The organism is Lederbergia wuyishanensis, assembly GCF_022900255.1.
In the GTDB taxonomy this organism is placed as follows: domain Bacteria; phylum Bacillota; class Bacilli; order Bacillales; family Bacillaceae_C; genus Lederbergia; species Lederbergia wuyishanensis.
This window is the reverse complement of sequence record NZ_JALIRM010000013.1, coordinates 41,108-53,969: the sequence shown is the minus strand read 5'-3', so window position 1 is coordinate 53,969 and position 12,862 is coordinate 41,108. Positions and strand designations below refer to the sequence as shown.

Sequence of the window (12,862 nt, the reverse complement as noted above, 5' to 3'; positions counted from 1 at the left end):
AAATGTGTATTATTCCTTCTTTTGTAAATAATAACTTCAATACTTTTGGAGAAAGGAGTTATGACATGAGTGAACAAAAAGGAAATAAGCAAATGACCCGTAGAGAATTTATTCGAAAAGGAAGTTATGTTGCGGGTGGAGCAATCGGTGGAGGAGTATTAGGCGGATTGATTACTCAGCAAGTGATGAAGCCGAACATTGTAAACCAAGGAGCGGCTCCTCCGGAAAAAGGAGAAGCACAACGGTTTACACAAGCGATGATGTATTTTTCAAATCCAGAAGATTTTAATGTTTTATCTGCAGCTTCAGAACGAATATTTCCAGCAGATGATCTTGGTCCGGGTGCCATTGATTTAGATGTACCTTATTATATCGATCATCAGTTAGCCGGAGCTTGGGGACATAATGCTCGAGATTATATGATGGGGCCATTTTTTCCAGGTCTTGAAACACAAGGGTTCCAATCCCACTTAAAAAGAAATGAGATTTTTAGTCAAGGAATTGGAAAAATCAAATCGTATAGCCAGCAAAAATATAATAAACGTTTTACAGAGTTGTCGGAGAAAGAGCAGGATGAGGTGTTAATTTCCTTTGAAAAAGGCGATGTGCCGATGGAAGGAGTTACATCAAACGATTTCTTTACATTGCTGCGAATGGCTGTATTAGAAGGTGTCTATGCAGATCCTCTTTATGGAGGTAATCGTGATATGGGCGGTTGGAAAATGAAGGGCTTCCCAGGGAATCAAATGAGTTATTTAGACAAAATCGAAGCAACAGACTTTTTGGTCATTGAACCAGTCAGTCTCCATGCTCACATGCCTTCACATGGTAAATAACAATAGTAAATTGACACGGAAAGGAAGACAAAAGTGGCGAAAACTTTACCGAAAACAGATGTTGTTACAGTCGGAGTAGGTTGGGCAGGAGGGATTATAGCAGCTGAATGTGCTAAAAACAGTTTAAAAGTTGTTGGGTTGGAAAGGGGTGGGGGTAATCGAGATACAGCTGATTTTTCAATGATCCATGATGAGCTGCGATATGCGATCCGTTACGATTTAATGCAGGATGTATCGAGGGAGACGATTACTTTTCGTAATAAGTCAGATCAACGGGCATTGCCGATGAGGCAACTCGGATCTTTTTTACTTGGTTCCGGAGTAGGTGGAGCTGGCGTTCATTGGAATGGACATACATTTCGCTTTTTACCATATGACTTTGAACTGAAAACAAAAACGATAGAGAAGTACGGTCCTAAAAAAATAAAAGACGGTTATTTAATACAAGACTGGGGCATTACGTATGATGAGCTTGAGCCTTATTATGATAGATTTGAGAAAACGTGCGGCATATCTGGTGAACCCAATCCTTTAGGAGGGAAAAGGAGTAGTGACTATCCAACTCCTCCTTTAAAAAATACAGTAATGACAAATAAGTTTAGGGATGCAGCAAAAAAATTAAATCTCCATCCTTTTGCATTACCAGCTGCAAATTTATCTCAAGCCTACACAAATCCTGATGGTGAGCAGCTTAATGCCTGTCAATACTGTGCTTTTTGTGAGCGCTTTGGTTGTGAATATGGCGCGAAATCAAGTCCAAATGTGACGGTCATTCCAACTGCGACTAAAACAGGGAATTTTGAACTGCGAACACACGCCAACGTCGTTGAAATCCTCCATAAAGGTGGAAAAGCTACAGGTGTAAGATATATCGACACTGTAAAAGGTGAAGAAATAATTCAGCCTGCAGATGTCGTTGTAATAACAAGCTACGTGATGAATAATACAAAGCTTTTACTCGTTTCAAATCTAGGAAAGCCATATAATCCGAAAACTGGAACAGGTGTAGTTGGAAAAAACTATTGTTATCAGCTAAATCCAGGGACAACAGGCTTTTTTGAAAAAGAAAGATTTAATTCTTATATGGGTGCAGGCGCCCTTGGTCAAGTTGTAGACGATTTTAATGGTGATAATTTTGACCATGGTGATCTCGATTTTATTCATGGGGGTTCCTTTGTCGTCAGTCAATCCGGATTTCGACCAATAGCAAGCAATCCAGTCCCACCTGGAACACCATTATGGGGGAAAGAATTCAAACAAAAATCGATTAAGTATTACACAAGAACGATTGATGCATGGTTTCAAGGAGCTTCAATGCCGCACCGCAACAACTATCTTGATTTGGATCCGACTTTTAAAGATGCGTATGGTGTGCCTTTATTACGGATGACTTACAACTTCACGGATCAAGATAAGAAACTAAATGATTATTTAAACACCCAAAGTGATAAAGTGATGAAAGAAATGGGTGCTGATACGCTTACGAATTATGGTGCGCTGCAGGATTATAACATCGTTCCATATCAAACGACACATAACGTTGGAGGAGTTCCTATGGGAGCAGACCCAGCCATATCTGCGGTGAATAACTACTCACAAATGTGGGACGCTGACAATGTATTTGTCGTAGGTGCATCTTCTTTCCCACATAATAGTGGATATAATCCTACTGGAACCTTGGGGGCTCTTGCATATAGAGCAGCAGAAGGTATACAAAAATATAGCAAAACAGGTGGACAACTTGTTTAAGAAAGGAGAAGATCTATGTTTTTTCAATCTATAGGAATTCCTGGTTTAATTATCATTTTAATCATTACATTAATTGTTTTCGGGCCAAAGAAACTACCTGAGATCGGCGCGGCTTTCGGAAAAACCTTGTCCGAATTTAAAAAATCTGCAAATGAAATAATGAGTTCTGATGAACCAGAGAAAAAAGCCGAAGAGGTCATTCAGCCAGCAACGGATCCAGTTAAAAAGTGAGGGCTCATGATGGATGAAGAAAAAGCATTAACGGAACATTTGGGAGATTTGCGGAAAGTTATCATATATTCGTGCATTTTTTTCATCATTTGCTTCGCAATTTTTATTATCTTTATCCAGCAAATGATTCCGCTTGTTACAAAAAGTCAAAAGTTAACAATGCTCGGACCTTTAGATGTCATTCGATTTTACACAGGGATTGCAGGCAGCCTTAGTATAGGAGTGTCTGCCCCTTTTATTGGCTATTTAATTTGGCGTTTTATTCAACCTGCATTGACAGTAAAGGAAAGTAAAAATGCAATCAAATACATTCCAGCTATGTTGTTTAGTTTTATAAGTGGAATTTCATTCGGCTATTTTGTTGTGTTTCCTTTTGCCTATCAATTTCTCATGAGACTAGGGACCGCTAATTTCGAAATGATGATTACGACGCAGAGCTATTTTTCATTTCTTTTAATGACAACCATCCCAATGGGCTTCCTATTTGAAGTGCCTTTTGTATTAATGTTCTTAACGGCAATTGAACTTGTCACCCCAAGTCATTTGTCGGGGTTTCGAAAATATGCATATGTGGTTATGGCAATAGTGTCGGCAATTATTACGCCGCCTGACTTTGTTTCACAATTAATTGTGCTATTCCCGCTCTTCATTTTATATGAAATTGGAATTGCACTTTCAAAGTTTGTTTTTCAAAACAAAGAAAGAAAAGAAATCCATGAAGAAAGAATCCCTCAAGTATAGGAAATATTTATATGAAAAAGTATGCTTTATTTCTTGTATGTGTTTGTCTATTGTTGCTGCTTCCGTCAGTAACTTTTGCCGCGAGAGAATTTCCAATCTTGATCTACCATAATATTGATGAATTTAAAGGCCACGGTTCCAAAGAATTGTATGTAAGTCCAAATAATTTCGAGATGCAAATGTTATATTTGAGGGACCATGGCTTTACTTTATTAACGTTCGAGCAATGGAATGATGCCAAAAATATAGCAAATCCTATTTTTATGACCTTTGATGATGGGTATAAAAACAATTTAAATGCATTTGAAATTTTTAAAAAGATCGAGACAAATCAATTTAAACCAACGGGCACTATTTTTGTAATATCCGATTTTGTTGGCCGTTCGAATCGTTTATCAAAATCGGAATTAAAAAGGCTGGCCGATTCTGGTTACTTTTCAATTCAATCCCATACGGCGACTCACCCAGAATTGACGAAAATAAAGAATTACCAACACGAATTGAAGGAATCGAAAGAAAAAATTGAACGTATGACGGGCCATCCAATTATTGCACTGGCATATCCGTATGGACTTTATAATGACAAGGTATTAGAAGAAACGAAAAAATATTATTCATTCGGACTAACGACGATACCAGAAACTTTTATTGAAAAGGGTACAAAAGAAGAAAAATATCTATTACCAAGGCTTTACGTTAAATACTCAACTACAATTGAGGAATTTGCAAAACTGGTAGAAGGAAGATGACATGCTTTGACATTGGCATGTCTTTTCCTTTATGATAATTTCTATTAAATGTCAACGGGGGGCTTATATGAGGCTCAATAATTATATTAGCTCAACAGGATTGTGCTCTAGAAGAAAAGCAGATGAATTGATCGCCCAGAAAAAAGTTAAGGTAAATGGAGAAATAGCCGTTTTAGGGCTTGTTGTTGGGCCAGATGATAAAGTAGAAGTAGATGGAAAACTTTTGGAAAAGAAACATAAAGATGTGTATATCGCCTTGAATAAGCCGGTAGGAATCACATGTACGACTGAAAAACATATAGAAGGAAATATCATTGATTTTGTCAATCATCCCGAGCGGATATTTCCCATTGGTAGGCTCGATAAAGACTCGGAAGGCCTTATTTTACTTACAAGTGACGGAAGTATAGTAAATGAAATTTTACGTGAAGAAAATCATCACGAGAAAGATTATATTGTGACGGTCAATAAAGATATTACCCCAGAGTTCATTAAAGGCATGGCCGGAGGAGTTAGAATATTCAATCCCGTAAAAAAATCATACGCAACGACGAAAAAGTGTAAAGTCATAAAGATGAACGATCGACGTTTTAAAATAACTCTTTCTCAAGGTCTCAATCGCCAAATCAGGAGAATGTGTTCTCATTTTGGTTATAAAGTAGTGAAACTAAAGCGAGTTAGAATAGCGCATATTAGTTTGAGCAATCTTCCAATTGGAAAATGGCGGGATTTAACGGAGGAAGAGGTACGAAGGTTTACGGCAAGAAAATAATATTATGTGAGAAGGGGACCCTCTTGGGATCCCCTTCTTTTATGTTGTAAGATTAAAGTGCCTTATCATCCACTTGATCGAGCCATCCCTGAATCGTACCAATAACGGATGCAACACAACCTTCTTCGAATGGAGAAATGAGATTAGCCTCTTTTACAAGGCCGGTAAAGGATTTGCTGCCACCTTGTTTACATAGGTGAATATAATCCTTCCACGCTTCTTCGTGATTTTCCTGGGACTTTTTCCAAAATTGAAATGCGCAAATTTGGGCAAGAGTATAATCAATGTAATAGAATGGTGACTCATAGATATGGCCTTGACGTTGCCAGAATCCGCCTTTTTCTAAATATTCGTTCCCATCATAGTCGCGATGTGGCAAATATTTCTTTTCAATTTCTTTCCATGCTTGCTTTCTCTCAGCAGGAGTTGCCTCAGGATTTTCATAGACAAAATGCTGAAACTCATCAACCGCAACGCCGTATGGTAGGAACAATAGTGCCCCGCTAAGATGTGAGAATTTATATTTATCTGTCTCGTCTTGGAAGAATAATTCCATCCAAGGCCACGTGAAAAATTCCATACTCATTGAATGGATTTCACAAGCTTCATAGGTTGGCCAGCTATATTCAGGAATTTCAAAGTCGCGGCTTGAATAGACTTGAAATGCATGGCCTGCTTCATGTGTTAGAACATCAATATCACCAGATGTACCATTGAAATTTGAGAAAATATATGGCGCTTTATAGTTTTCGATATAAGTACAGTATCCGCCGCTTGCTTTTCCTTTTTTTGCTACTAAATCCATCAGGTGATTATCATTCATAAATGTGAAGAATTCATCCGTCTCTGTTGAAAGCTCTGAATACATTTGCTTTCCATTTTCGATAATCCATTCAGGTGAACCCTTTGGAGTAGCATTACCAGAAACAAATTTAAATCCTTCATCATAGAATTTTAATTGATCAACACCGATACGTTCTTGTTGACGTTCACGTAATTTAGATGCGAGTGGTACTATATGTTCTTTTACTTGTTCGCGGAAAGTTGCAACCATTTCTGCATTATAATCAGTACGGGACATGCGATAATAGGCTAGCTCAACAAAGTTGCTATATCCTAATTTTTTCGCAATTTCTGTCCTTATTTTCACTAATTCATCGTAAATGCGGTCAAATTCTTCTTCATGCTCAGCAAAAAATCCGAATTTCGCATCACTTGCTTGTTTCCTCATTTCACGATCCTTTGATTCCATGAATGGGTCGATCATCGCAAGGGTTCTTTCTTCCCCTTCAAACATTATTTTTGCTGAAGCAACAAGCTTTGTGTATTCAGAGGTAAGCTTGTTTTCTTTTTGCAAAAGAGGAATAATATCAGGCGAAAAAGTTTTAAGCTGGCATTCAGCTAAATCAAATAATTGTTTTCCCCATTTGCTTTCTAGTTCATCACGAAACTTGGAAGAAATAAGTGCTTCATAGTAATTAGAAATAAATCCTTCAATTACTGGAGAAATTTCATCCATATAGTCATTTTCATTTTTGTAAAATTCATCGTTTGTATCAATCGTGTGTCTAATATGGCAAATATTGAACATTGTTCCAATTTCATTGCGAATTTCATTAATCTTATGTATTGCTTGGCTTTGTTCCTCTACATCAACAGCATTTTTGAACTTTTCAAGCTCAGTTTGAAAGGCTGCCTCAATTTCCTTAATGTTAAGCCTTTTATATTGGTAATCTTCGAATTTCACTGTCATTATGTGCACCTCACTTAATTTATAAATCCTTTTATATTTCTCTATCGGTCTTTTCTCAAATATTGTTGCTAAATTATATAAAGTATTTATGAGAAGAAATGTATTTCGACCTCAAAATTAAATTATACAGTTGAGAAAAGAGCTAGAACTTCATAAGAACCTCTATACTTCCTTATTAGGTGTAAAAGCCGGCTTTTGAGCTTTTACAAAAACAATAAACTTTACGAATATAACCTTCTCTAATCATAAAGAAAAACCCTTTCATTTTCAAAATAAAATACTTATCATTTATTAATGCTTATTCAAAACAGTATGTTGTTATGGCAATTAATTAATTGAACAAAAGAATCACCTATTAAAATGACTAAACAAAAATAAAGTTATTTTTTATTATTATTCCATATGCTAGAATAAATATGTTATAACAAATTTAAGGGCTTTCAAAAATTGATGATAGGAGAATCCACATATGCTTGAGACTCCCAGTTTAATTATTGATGAAGCAAAGCTACAAAGAAATATTGAAAAGATGGCTCAACTTGTAAGTAAAAATGGTGTATCGCTTCGCCCGCATACGAAGACACATAAAATCCCTGACATTGCTAAAATGCAAATTGCTGCTGGCGCTACAGGGATTACTGTGGCAAAGGTCGGGGAAGCAGAGGTCATGGCTCAGCATGGTATAAATGATATTTTTATTGCCTATCCGATTGTCACGGATTCAAAACTTGAAAGGGTTGCCGAGTTAAGTAAATCTATTAATCTCATTATTGGAGTTGATAGTCTTGAAGGGGCTTTCAATATATCAGAAGTAGCGAAACGTCATAACATTTCCATTCAAATAAGGCTAGAAATTGATATCGGTTTTAGAAGAACAGGTGTCCTATATGGTGACGCGATAAAGCTAGCATCCGAGTTGCAAAAAATGGACAATATTGAGTTTCAAGGAATTTATACGTATCGTGGATTTTTCATGAATGGAAAACCAACTTTAGAGCTGGAGAAAGCCGGTATTGAAGAAGGGAAATTAATGGTTGATTTGGCAGAGCGGATGCGTAGTGAAGGAATCCCGGTTCGAGATATAAGTGTTGGCTCTACCCCAACGGCTCAATATGCTGCAATGGTAGAGGGGATTACTGAAGTTAGACCAGGTACTTACGTTTTTTATGATCGAATGCAGGCAGCTTTAGGCTGCTGTTCACTCGATGATTGTGCGGGGTCTATCCGGGCAACCGTTGTAAGCCGTCCTTCTGAAAATTTAATGATTATAGATGGTGGAAGTAAGACGTTTGCGACAGATGTGGGCCCTAACAGCGATCCGCTATTTTTAAAAGGATTTGGTCATATTGTAGAAGCTCCTCATGCTATTCTTGAACGATTGTCGGAAGAACATGGCATGGTCCAAATTAGCAAAGAGGATTTATTCAAGGTAGGGGATATCGTCCATGTCATTCCAAACCATATATGCAGTACAGTCAATTTGCATGACAAGATTTTCCTAAAAGGTAACGATAAATACGAAGAAAAAATCGTTTATGCTCGCGGGAAACTTTCATAAAGGTGGATGAAACAATGCTCGATTGCATCATTAAAAACGGAAAAGTTGTAGATGGATCTGGCAACCCTTGGTTTTATGGAGATGTTGGAATCAAGGATGGCATTATAGTAAAAGTAGGTTCTGTTGACGAAGAATCCCATCAAGTAATAGATGCTAAAAGACAAGTAATTTCCCCAGGTTTTATAGATGGGCATTGCCATTCAGATTTGATGATTTTAAATTATCCTAAGAGTGAAATTAAGCTGCAGCAAGGAGTAACAGCAGAGGTAGTTGGAAATTGCGGATTATCTCCTGCTCCATTTTTCGGTGAGTACAAGCAATTGCTTAAGGAGTATGTTCAACCTGTTATCGGTTCGTCCCGTAACGAGTGGTCTTGGAATACAGTAGAAGAATATGTAACTGCAATTCGAAAAGCACGTCCCTCTGAAAATATTACTACATATGTTGCTCATGGAACCTTAAGGATATTGGTGATGGGCTTTGCCAAACGAGCAGCTACAAAAGAGGAAATTGAGCGGATGAAGATGCTGCTTGAAGAAGGGATGAAAGCTGGTGCAATTGGTTTGTCAATCGGGCTTTTGTATGCACCAGGAAGCTATTCTTCAAGGGAAGAGATTGCAGAATTGTGCTCCGTCCTTCCAAAATATAACGGACTTTTTTCTACCCATATTAGGGGTGAAGGAAATAACTTAATTCCTTCTATCAAAGAAGTGATTTGGATTGCGGAAAAGGCTGGGGTACCATTACACGTAAGTCATCTAAAAGCAGCTGGAAAAAGGAATTGGGGATTAGTACAAGATGCTATGGAGCTCATTGCAGATGCAAGGGAAAGAGGACTTGATGTAACGTGTGATGTCTACCCATATTCGGCAAGCTCAACAATGCTGTTAACGGTGCTTCCACCATGGGTTTTAGAAGGCGGAGTCCAACAAACTCTAAATCGTTTTAGAGATAAAACAATACGTGAAAAAATTAAGGGTGAATTGAGTAATGAGCAGGAGGACTGGGATAATTTAGTCTGTTCAACTGGCTGGAACAATGTCATGATTTCCTCAGTTCAAACAGAGAAGAATCGTAGTTTAGAAGGGAAAAACATTGCAGAAATAAGTGAGATGAGAGGAATCCATCCCGTTGACTGTACGCTTGATTTATTGCTAGAGGAAAATGGGAATATCTCCATTGTTTATTTTCTTATGTCAGATGACGACGTTCGAGAAGTCGTGAAGTGGGATAATTCTTTAATAGCATCAGATAGTTTACATTGCGACACAGGGAAACCTCATCCAAGACTGTACGGTTCATTTCCAAGGGTTTTTTCGAAATATGTTAGGGAAGAACGTGTTTTATCATTGGAGCAAGCCGTCCGGAAAATCACTTCTTTTCCAGTAAAGCGCTTTAATTTAGGTAAACGCGGATTACTTATTCCTGGTTATGCAGCCGATATTGTAGTGTTCAATCCGGACACAATTCAAGACGAAGCTACGTATGAAAATCCTAAAAACTACCCGAATGGAATCCATCATGTGTGGGTGAATGGAAAAATGACCATGCGGAACGGGGTGCATACGAATGTAAGGGAAGGTATATTCATACCTTCTAGTAGTTGTTGTAACCATTAAAGAAGGGAGATTAAACTATGTCAAAAGTAGAACAAAGATTAAAAGAATTAGGAATAACACTACCAGTTCCAGGTGAACCAAAATTTTCATATATTCCATGCAATCAAACAGGAAACTTAGTATACACATCTGGGCAGGATTGCCGGATTGATGGAGAGTTAATGTACACGGGTAAGCTTGGCGCAGATTTGACGATTGAACAAGGACAAGAGGCAGCTCGTCAAACGATTATCAATTGTTTAGCTGTTTTAAAAGCACATTTAGGAGATTTGGATCGAGTCGTAAAAGTAGTAAAACTACTAGGATTCGTAAATAGTGCTCCTGGATTTGCAGATCAACCATATGTAATGAATGGAGCTTCTAATTTATTGGTGGACGTATTTGGTGAAAATGGGAAGCACGCACGTTCCGCTATTGGGACAAGTGAACTTCCTTTTCACACACCTGTTGAGATTGAATTGATTGTAGAAGTTAGAGATTAATAAAAGATAAATAAGAAGAAGGGGATGAATGCGCAATGCGTTATGTATTGGGAGTCGATGGGGGCGGAACGAAGACATATACGGTAATTACCGATGAAAAAGGAAATAAGCTGGGAGAAGGACTATCTGGAAGAGGAAATCATCAAGGTCACAGCATAGAAAGCACAATGGTAAATATTAAAGATTCAATTGATCAGGCACTAGAAATGGCCGGACTGGATTATTGCGATATTTCTTTCGCACAATTTGGACTGGCTGGGGCAGACCGACCTTATGACTTCTCTATTCTTTTACCTGCGCTTGAAACTTTACCATTTAAGTCTTGGGATTTAGTATGTGACACATATGAAGGGCTTAGAATTGGTAGTAAAACAAATACCGGTGTTGTGCTCGTCTGTGGAACGGGAACGAATGCCGCTGGAAGAAATAAAGATGGGCTGATGATTCAAACTGGTGGAATGGGCTATCTGTACGGCGATGGGGCTGGAGGATCTGACATGGCTCAACAAACGTTTCGTGCAGCCGTTAGATCTTGGGAATTCAGAGAAGGTCCTACTATTTTAACGAAGAAAGTACCTGAGTTTTTCGGTTTTGAAAATATGGAACAGCTTGTAAATGACTTTTTGGACCGCGAAATTTATCGAGTGAGTGCAAAGTTAACAGTTGTTCTTCACGAAGCCGCTAACGAAGGTGATGAAGTGGCAATTCGAATTTTAAGAGAAACCGGGAAAGAATTAGGAATAGCAGCTAATTCCGTTATCAAGAGGTTAGGTGGTTTTGAAGGGGAAAACATTCCTATCGTTTTAGTTGGTTCCGTTTTCCAAAAAGGAAGGGATCCGCATTTACTAGATTCATTAAAAACAACGGTTGAAAAAGAAAATAAAGATATTACACTAGTAATCCCTGAAATCGAACCAGTTTATGGTTCAGTACTTCTTGCGATGGATCATTTAGGAATTGAAGTGGCAGAAGAGGTTTATGAAAAGTTTGAGTCTTATAAAATTGATTATCACAAAGAAATAAAAGCATAAATTAGCATTTTACAACTGGAGAAAAGGGGTAGTTTAGATGGCTAGTCAAATTTTTCGAGGAAATGTGATTGATCCACATTTTGCTCTTACTTTCGATGATGGGCCTCATTATGTTCCATTAGAAAATTGGTTAGAAGCTTTGGAGCAATGCGGAGCAGTAGGTACCTTTTTCTTTACGGGGGAATGGATCGATAGACATCCTGACAAAGCGAGGATGATTATAGAAAGAGGTCATGAGCTTGCTCCTCATTCTTATTATCATAGAAGAATGGCTGAAATACCAAAAGGTGTATTTTTAGACGAAATAAAGCAAACTGAATTGGCATATCAAGAAGCTACAGGAAAATCATGCCCAACATTCATGAGATTTCCATACTTAAGTTTCAGAGATGAAAACTTGGATTGGCTATCTGAAATTGGATACGTTGATATTGAAGGTGACGACTCTGGAGACTGGGCGGGGTTGACATCACAGCAAATTATCGAAAATGTAACACCTTTTTTCAAAAATGGGGCTATCTTTGTTTTCCATGCAAATGATGCTGCGAATGGGACGCCAGGTTCCTTAAAAACATTAATTCGTATGGGGCGTGAGCATGGATTAAAGCCTGTTAAAGTTTCCGAAATATTGAATGGGTTAGAGATGCCACCATCTGTGAGAACTTGGAAAATCTCGATCGATGTCCCAACTCCAGAAAAGATTACACATACGATCCAGACTTGGCAAGTAGTACAAAGTAAAGAAGAGCTACAAATTTTGGCGCAACAGTCTATGGAATGGGGAATCGTACAAACTCCTACTGGGATGGACTCCGAAAGTAAGTGGTTTAATCATTTGTCAGAACCACTTACCGTTAATGGAATCACTGAGGATCGAAACTTATTCGTAGGCTGGGTAATGGCAGGCGAATATTGGGGCTACGCTCGAATTGCGAGAAAGGGAAACGAACTAATCCTTTTAGACATTGCAACAAGAGAAGCTCAAGCAGATGCTATGGTTTATTTGCTTCGTTGGACTGCAAAGAAAGCAATTGAATTAGGCTGTACCAAAATTTCGGCCACAAGAGAAATGCGTAGATTAGAAAAAATGTGTCAACAACTTGGTTGGGATTCAGTTATTGAGCTTGATCAATAAGGTATTACGCCATCATGGGAAATCCGTGATGGCATTTTTTTAATTGTTGAGCTGCTCCAAGGAAAAGGGCTTGCCCCATTCGATGGTACGTTCAAAGTGGATTATTCGATTTTGGGGGTAGGGATATTTTTAAAATATATTGAGCATCATTGGGGAATCTAGACTAAAACCAAAAGTCCTTGGATTTCATCGAGAATAGAGATGTA

12 protein-coding genes are annotated in these 12,862 nt (G+C 38.1%); 11 read left to right on the top strand and 1 reads right to left on the bottom strand.

Translation table 11 applies throughout. From position 1 onward, the window contains the following. Nucleotides 1-65: 65 nt before the first annotated feature. The 6 genes from MT489_RS17255 to MT489_RS17230 all read left to right on the top strand — a co-directional run bounded on the left by MT489_RS17255 (nucleotide 66) and on the right by MT489_RS17230 (nucleotide 5,078). On the top strand, nucleotides 66-836 hold the full coding sequence (locus tag MT489_RS17255; protein ID WP_244682814.1) for a gluconate 2-dehydrogenase subunit 3 family protein: 771 nt from the start codon (nucleotides 66-68) through the stop codon (nucleotides 834-836). A gap of 33 nt (nucleotides 837-869) precedes the next feature. After that, the gene (locus tag MT489_RS17250) at nucleotides 870-2,585 is read left to right on the top strand and encodes a GMC family oxidoreductase (protein ID WP_244682813.1); all 1,716 of its coding nucleotides are present in this window, start codon (nucleotides 870-872) and stop codon (nucleotides 2,583-2,585) included. A 15-nt stretch (nucleotides 2,586-2,600) separates the two neighbouring features. Then, entirely contained in the window at nucleotides 2,601-2,816 is a 216-nt protein-coding gene (tatA, locus tag MT489_RS17245; protein ID WP_244682812.1) for a twin-arginine translocase TatA/TatE family subunit, read from the top strand. 9 nt (nucleotides 2,817-2,825) lie between these two features. Beyond that, complete coding sequence (tatC, locus tag MT489_RS17240; protein WP_244682811.1) at nucleotides 2,826-3,557, top strand: twin-arginine translocase subunit TatC; 732 nt, start codon at nucleotides 2,826-2,828, stop codon at nucleotides 3,555-3,557. An 11-nt stretch (nucleotides 3,558-3,568) separates the two neighbouring features. Then, on the top strand, nucleotides 3,569-4,306 hold the full coding sequence (locus MT489_RS17235) for a polysaccharide deacetylase family protein (RefSeq protein ID WP_244682810.1): 738 nt from the start codon (nucleotides 3,569-3,571) through the stop codon (nucleotides 4,304-4,306). Between the two features lie 67 nt (nucleotides 4,307-4,373). Then, entirely contained in the window at nucleotides 4,374-5,078 is a 705-nt protein-coding gene (locus tag MT489_RS17230) for a pseudouridine synthase (RefSeq protein ID WP_244682809.1), read from the top strand. Nucleotides 5,079-5,130: 52 nt separating this feature from the next. Here the strand turns inward: MT489_RS17230 and MT489_RS17225 are convergent, their stop codons facing one another. Beyond that, the gene (locus tag MT489_RS17225; RefSeq protein ID WP_244682951.1) at nucleotides 5,131-6,825 is read right to left on the bottom strand and encodes a M3 family oligoendopeptidase; all 1,695 of its coding nucleotides are present in this window, start codon (nucleotides 6,823-6,825) and stop codon (nucleotides 5,131-5,133) included. Between the two features lie 475 nt (nucleotides 6,826-7,300). Here MT489_RS17225 and MT489_RS17220 point away from each other — a divergent pair, with 475 nt between their 5' ends. The 5 genes from MT489_RS17220 to MT489_RS17200 are packed head-to-tail and all read left to right on the top strand — an operon-like array spanning nucleotide 7,301 to nucleotide 12,656. Then, on the top strand, nucleotides 7,301-8,389 hold the full coding sequence (locus MT489_RS17220) for an alanine racemase (protein WP_244682808.1): 1,089 nt from the start codon (nucleotides 7,301-7,303) through the stop codon (nucleotides 8,387-8,389). A gap of 14 nt (nucleotides 8,390-8,403) precedes the next feature. Further along, the gene (locus MT489_RS17215) at nucleotides 8,404-10,008 is read left to right on the top strand and encodes an N-acyl-D-amino-acid deacylase family protein (protein ID WP_244682807.1); all 1,605 of its coding nucleotides are present in this window, start codon (nucleotides 8,404-8,406) and stop codon (nucleotides 10,006-10,008) included. Nucleotides 10,009-10,025: 17 nt separating this feature from the next. After that, entirely contained in the window at nucleotides 10,026-10,490 is a 465-nt protein-coding gene (locus tag MT489_RS17210) for a RidA family protein (protein WP_244682806.1), read from the top strand. Between the two features lie 35 nt (nucleotides 10,491-10,525). Continuing rightward, nucleotides 10,526-11,521: an N-acetylglucosamine kinase gene (locus tag MT489_RS17205; protein WP_244682805.1), complete on the top strand. Its 996-nt coding sequence runs from the start codon at nucleotides 10,526-10,528 to the stop codon at nucleotides 11,519-11,521. A gap of 37 nt (nucleotides 11,522-11,558) precedes the next feature. After that, nucleotides 11,559-12,656 (top strand): polysaccharide deacetylase family protein, encoded by a 1,098-nt coding sequence (locus tag MT489_RS17200; protein WP_244682804.1) that lies wholly within the window; start codon nucleotides 11,559-11,561, stop codon nucleotides 12,654-12,656. The last annotated feature ends 206 nt before the right edge of the window (nucleotides 12,657-12,862 follow it).

Coding starts and splice junctions, on each gene's coding strand:
- MT489_RS17215 (WP_244682807.1), top strand. CDS start 8,404: ATGCTCGATTGCATCATTAAAAACGGAAAAGTTGTAGATGGATCTGGC.
- MT489_RS17205 (WP_244682805.1), top strand. CDS start 10,526: ATGCGTTATGTATTGGGAGTCGATGGGGGCGGAACGAAGACATATACG.
- MT489_RS17230 (WP_244682809.1), top strand. CDS start 4,374: ATGAGGCTCAATAATTATATTAGCTCAACAGGATTGTGCTCTAGAAGA.
- MT489_RS17200 (WP_244682804.1), top strand. CDS start 11,559: ATGGCTAGTCAAATTTTTCGAGGAAATGTGATTGATCCACATTTTGCT.
- tatC (WP_244682811.1), top strand. CDS start 2,826: ATGGATGAAGAAAAAGCATTAACGGAACATTTGGGAGATTTGCGGAAA.
- tatA (WP_244682812.1), top strand. CDS start 2,601: ATGTTTTTTCAATCTATAGGAATTCCTGGTTTAATTATCATTTTAATC.
- MT489_RS17235 (WP_244682810.1), top strand. CDS start 3,569: ATGAAAAAGTATGCTTTATTTCTTGTATGTGTTTGTCTATTGTTGCTG.
- MT489_RS17210 (WP_244682806.1), top strand. CDS start 10,026: ATGTCAAAAGTAGAACAAAGATTAAAAGAATTAGGAATAACACTACCA.
- MT489_RS17220 (WP_244682808.1), top strand. CDS start 7,301: ATGCTTGAGACTCCCAGTTTAATTATTGATGAAGCAAAGCTACAAAGA.
- MT489_RS17255 (WP_244682814.1), top strand. CDS start 66: ATGAGTGAACAAAAAGGAAATAAGCAAATGACCCGTAGAGAATTTATT.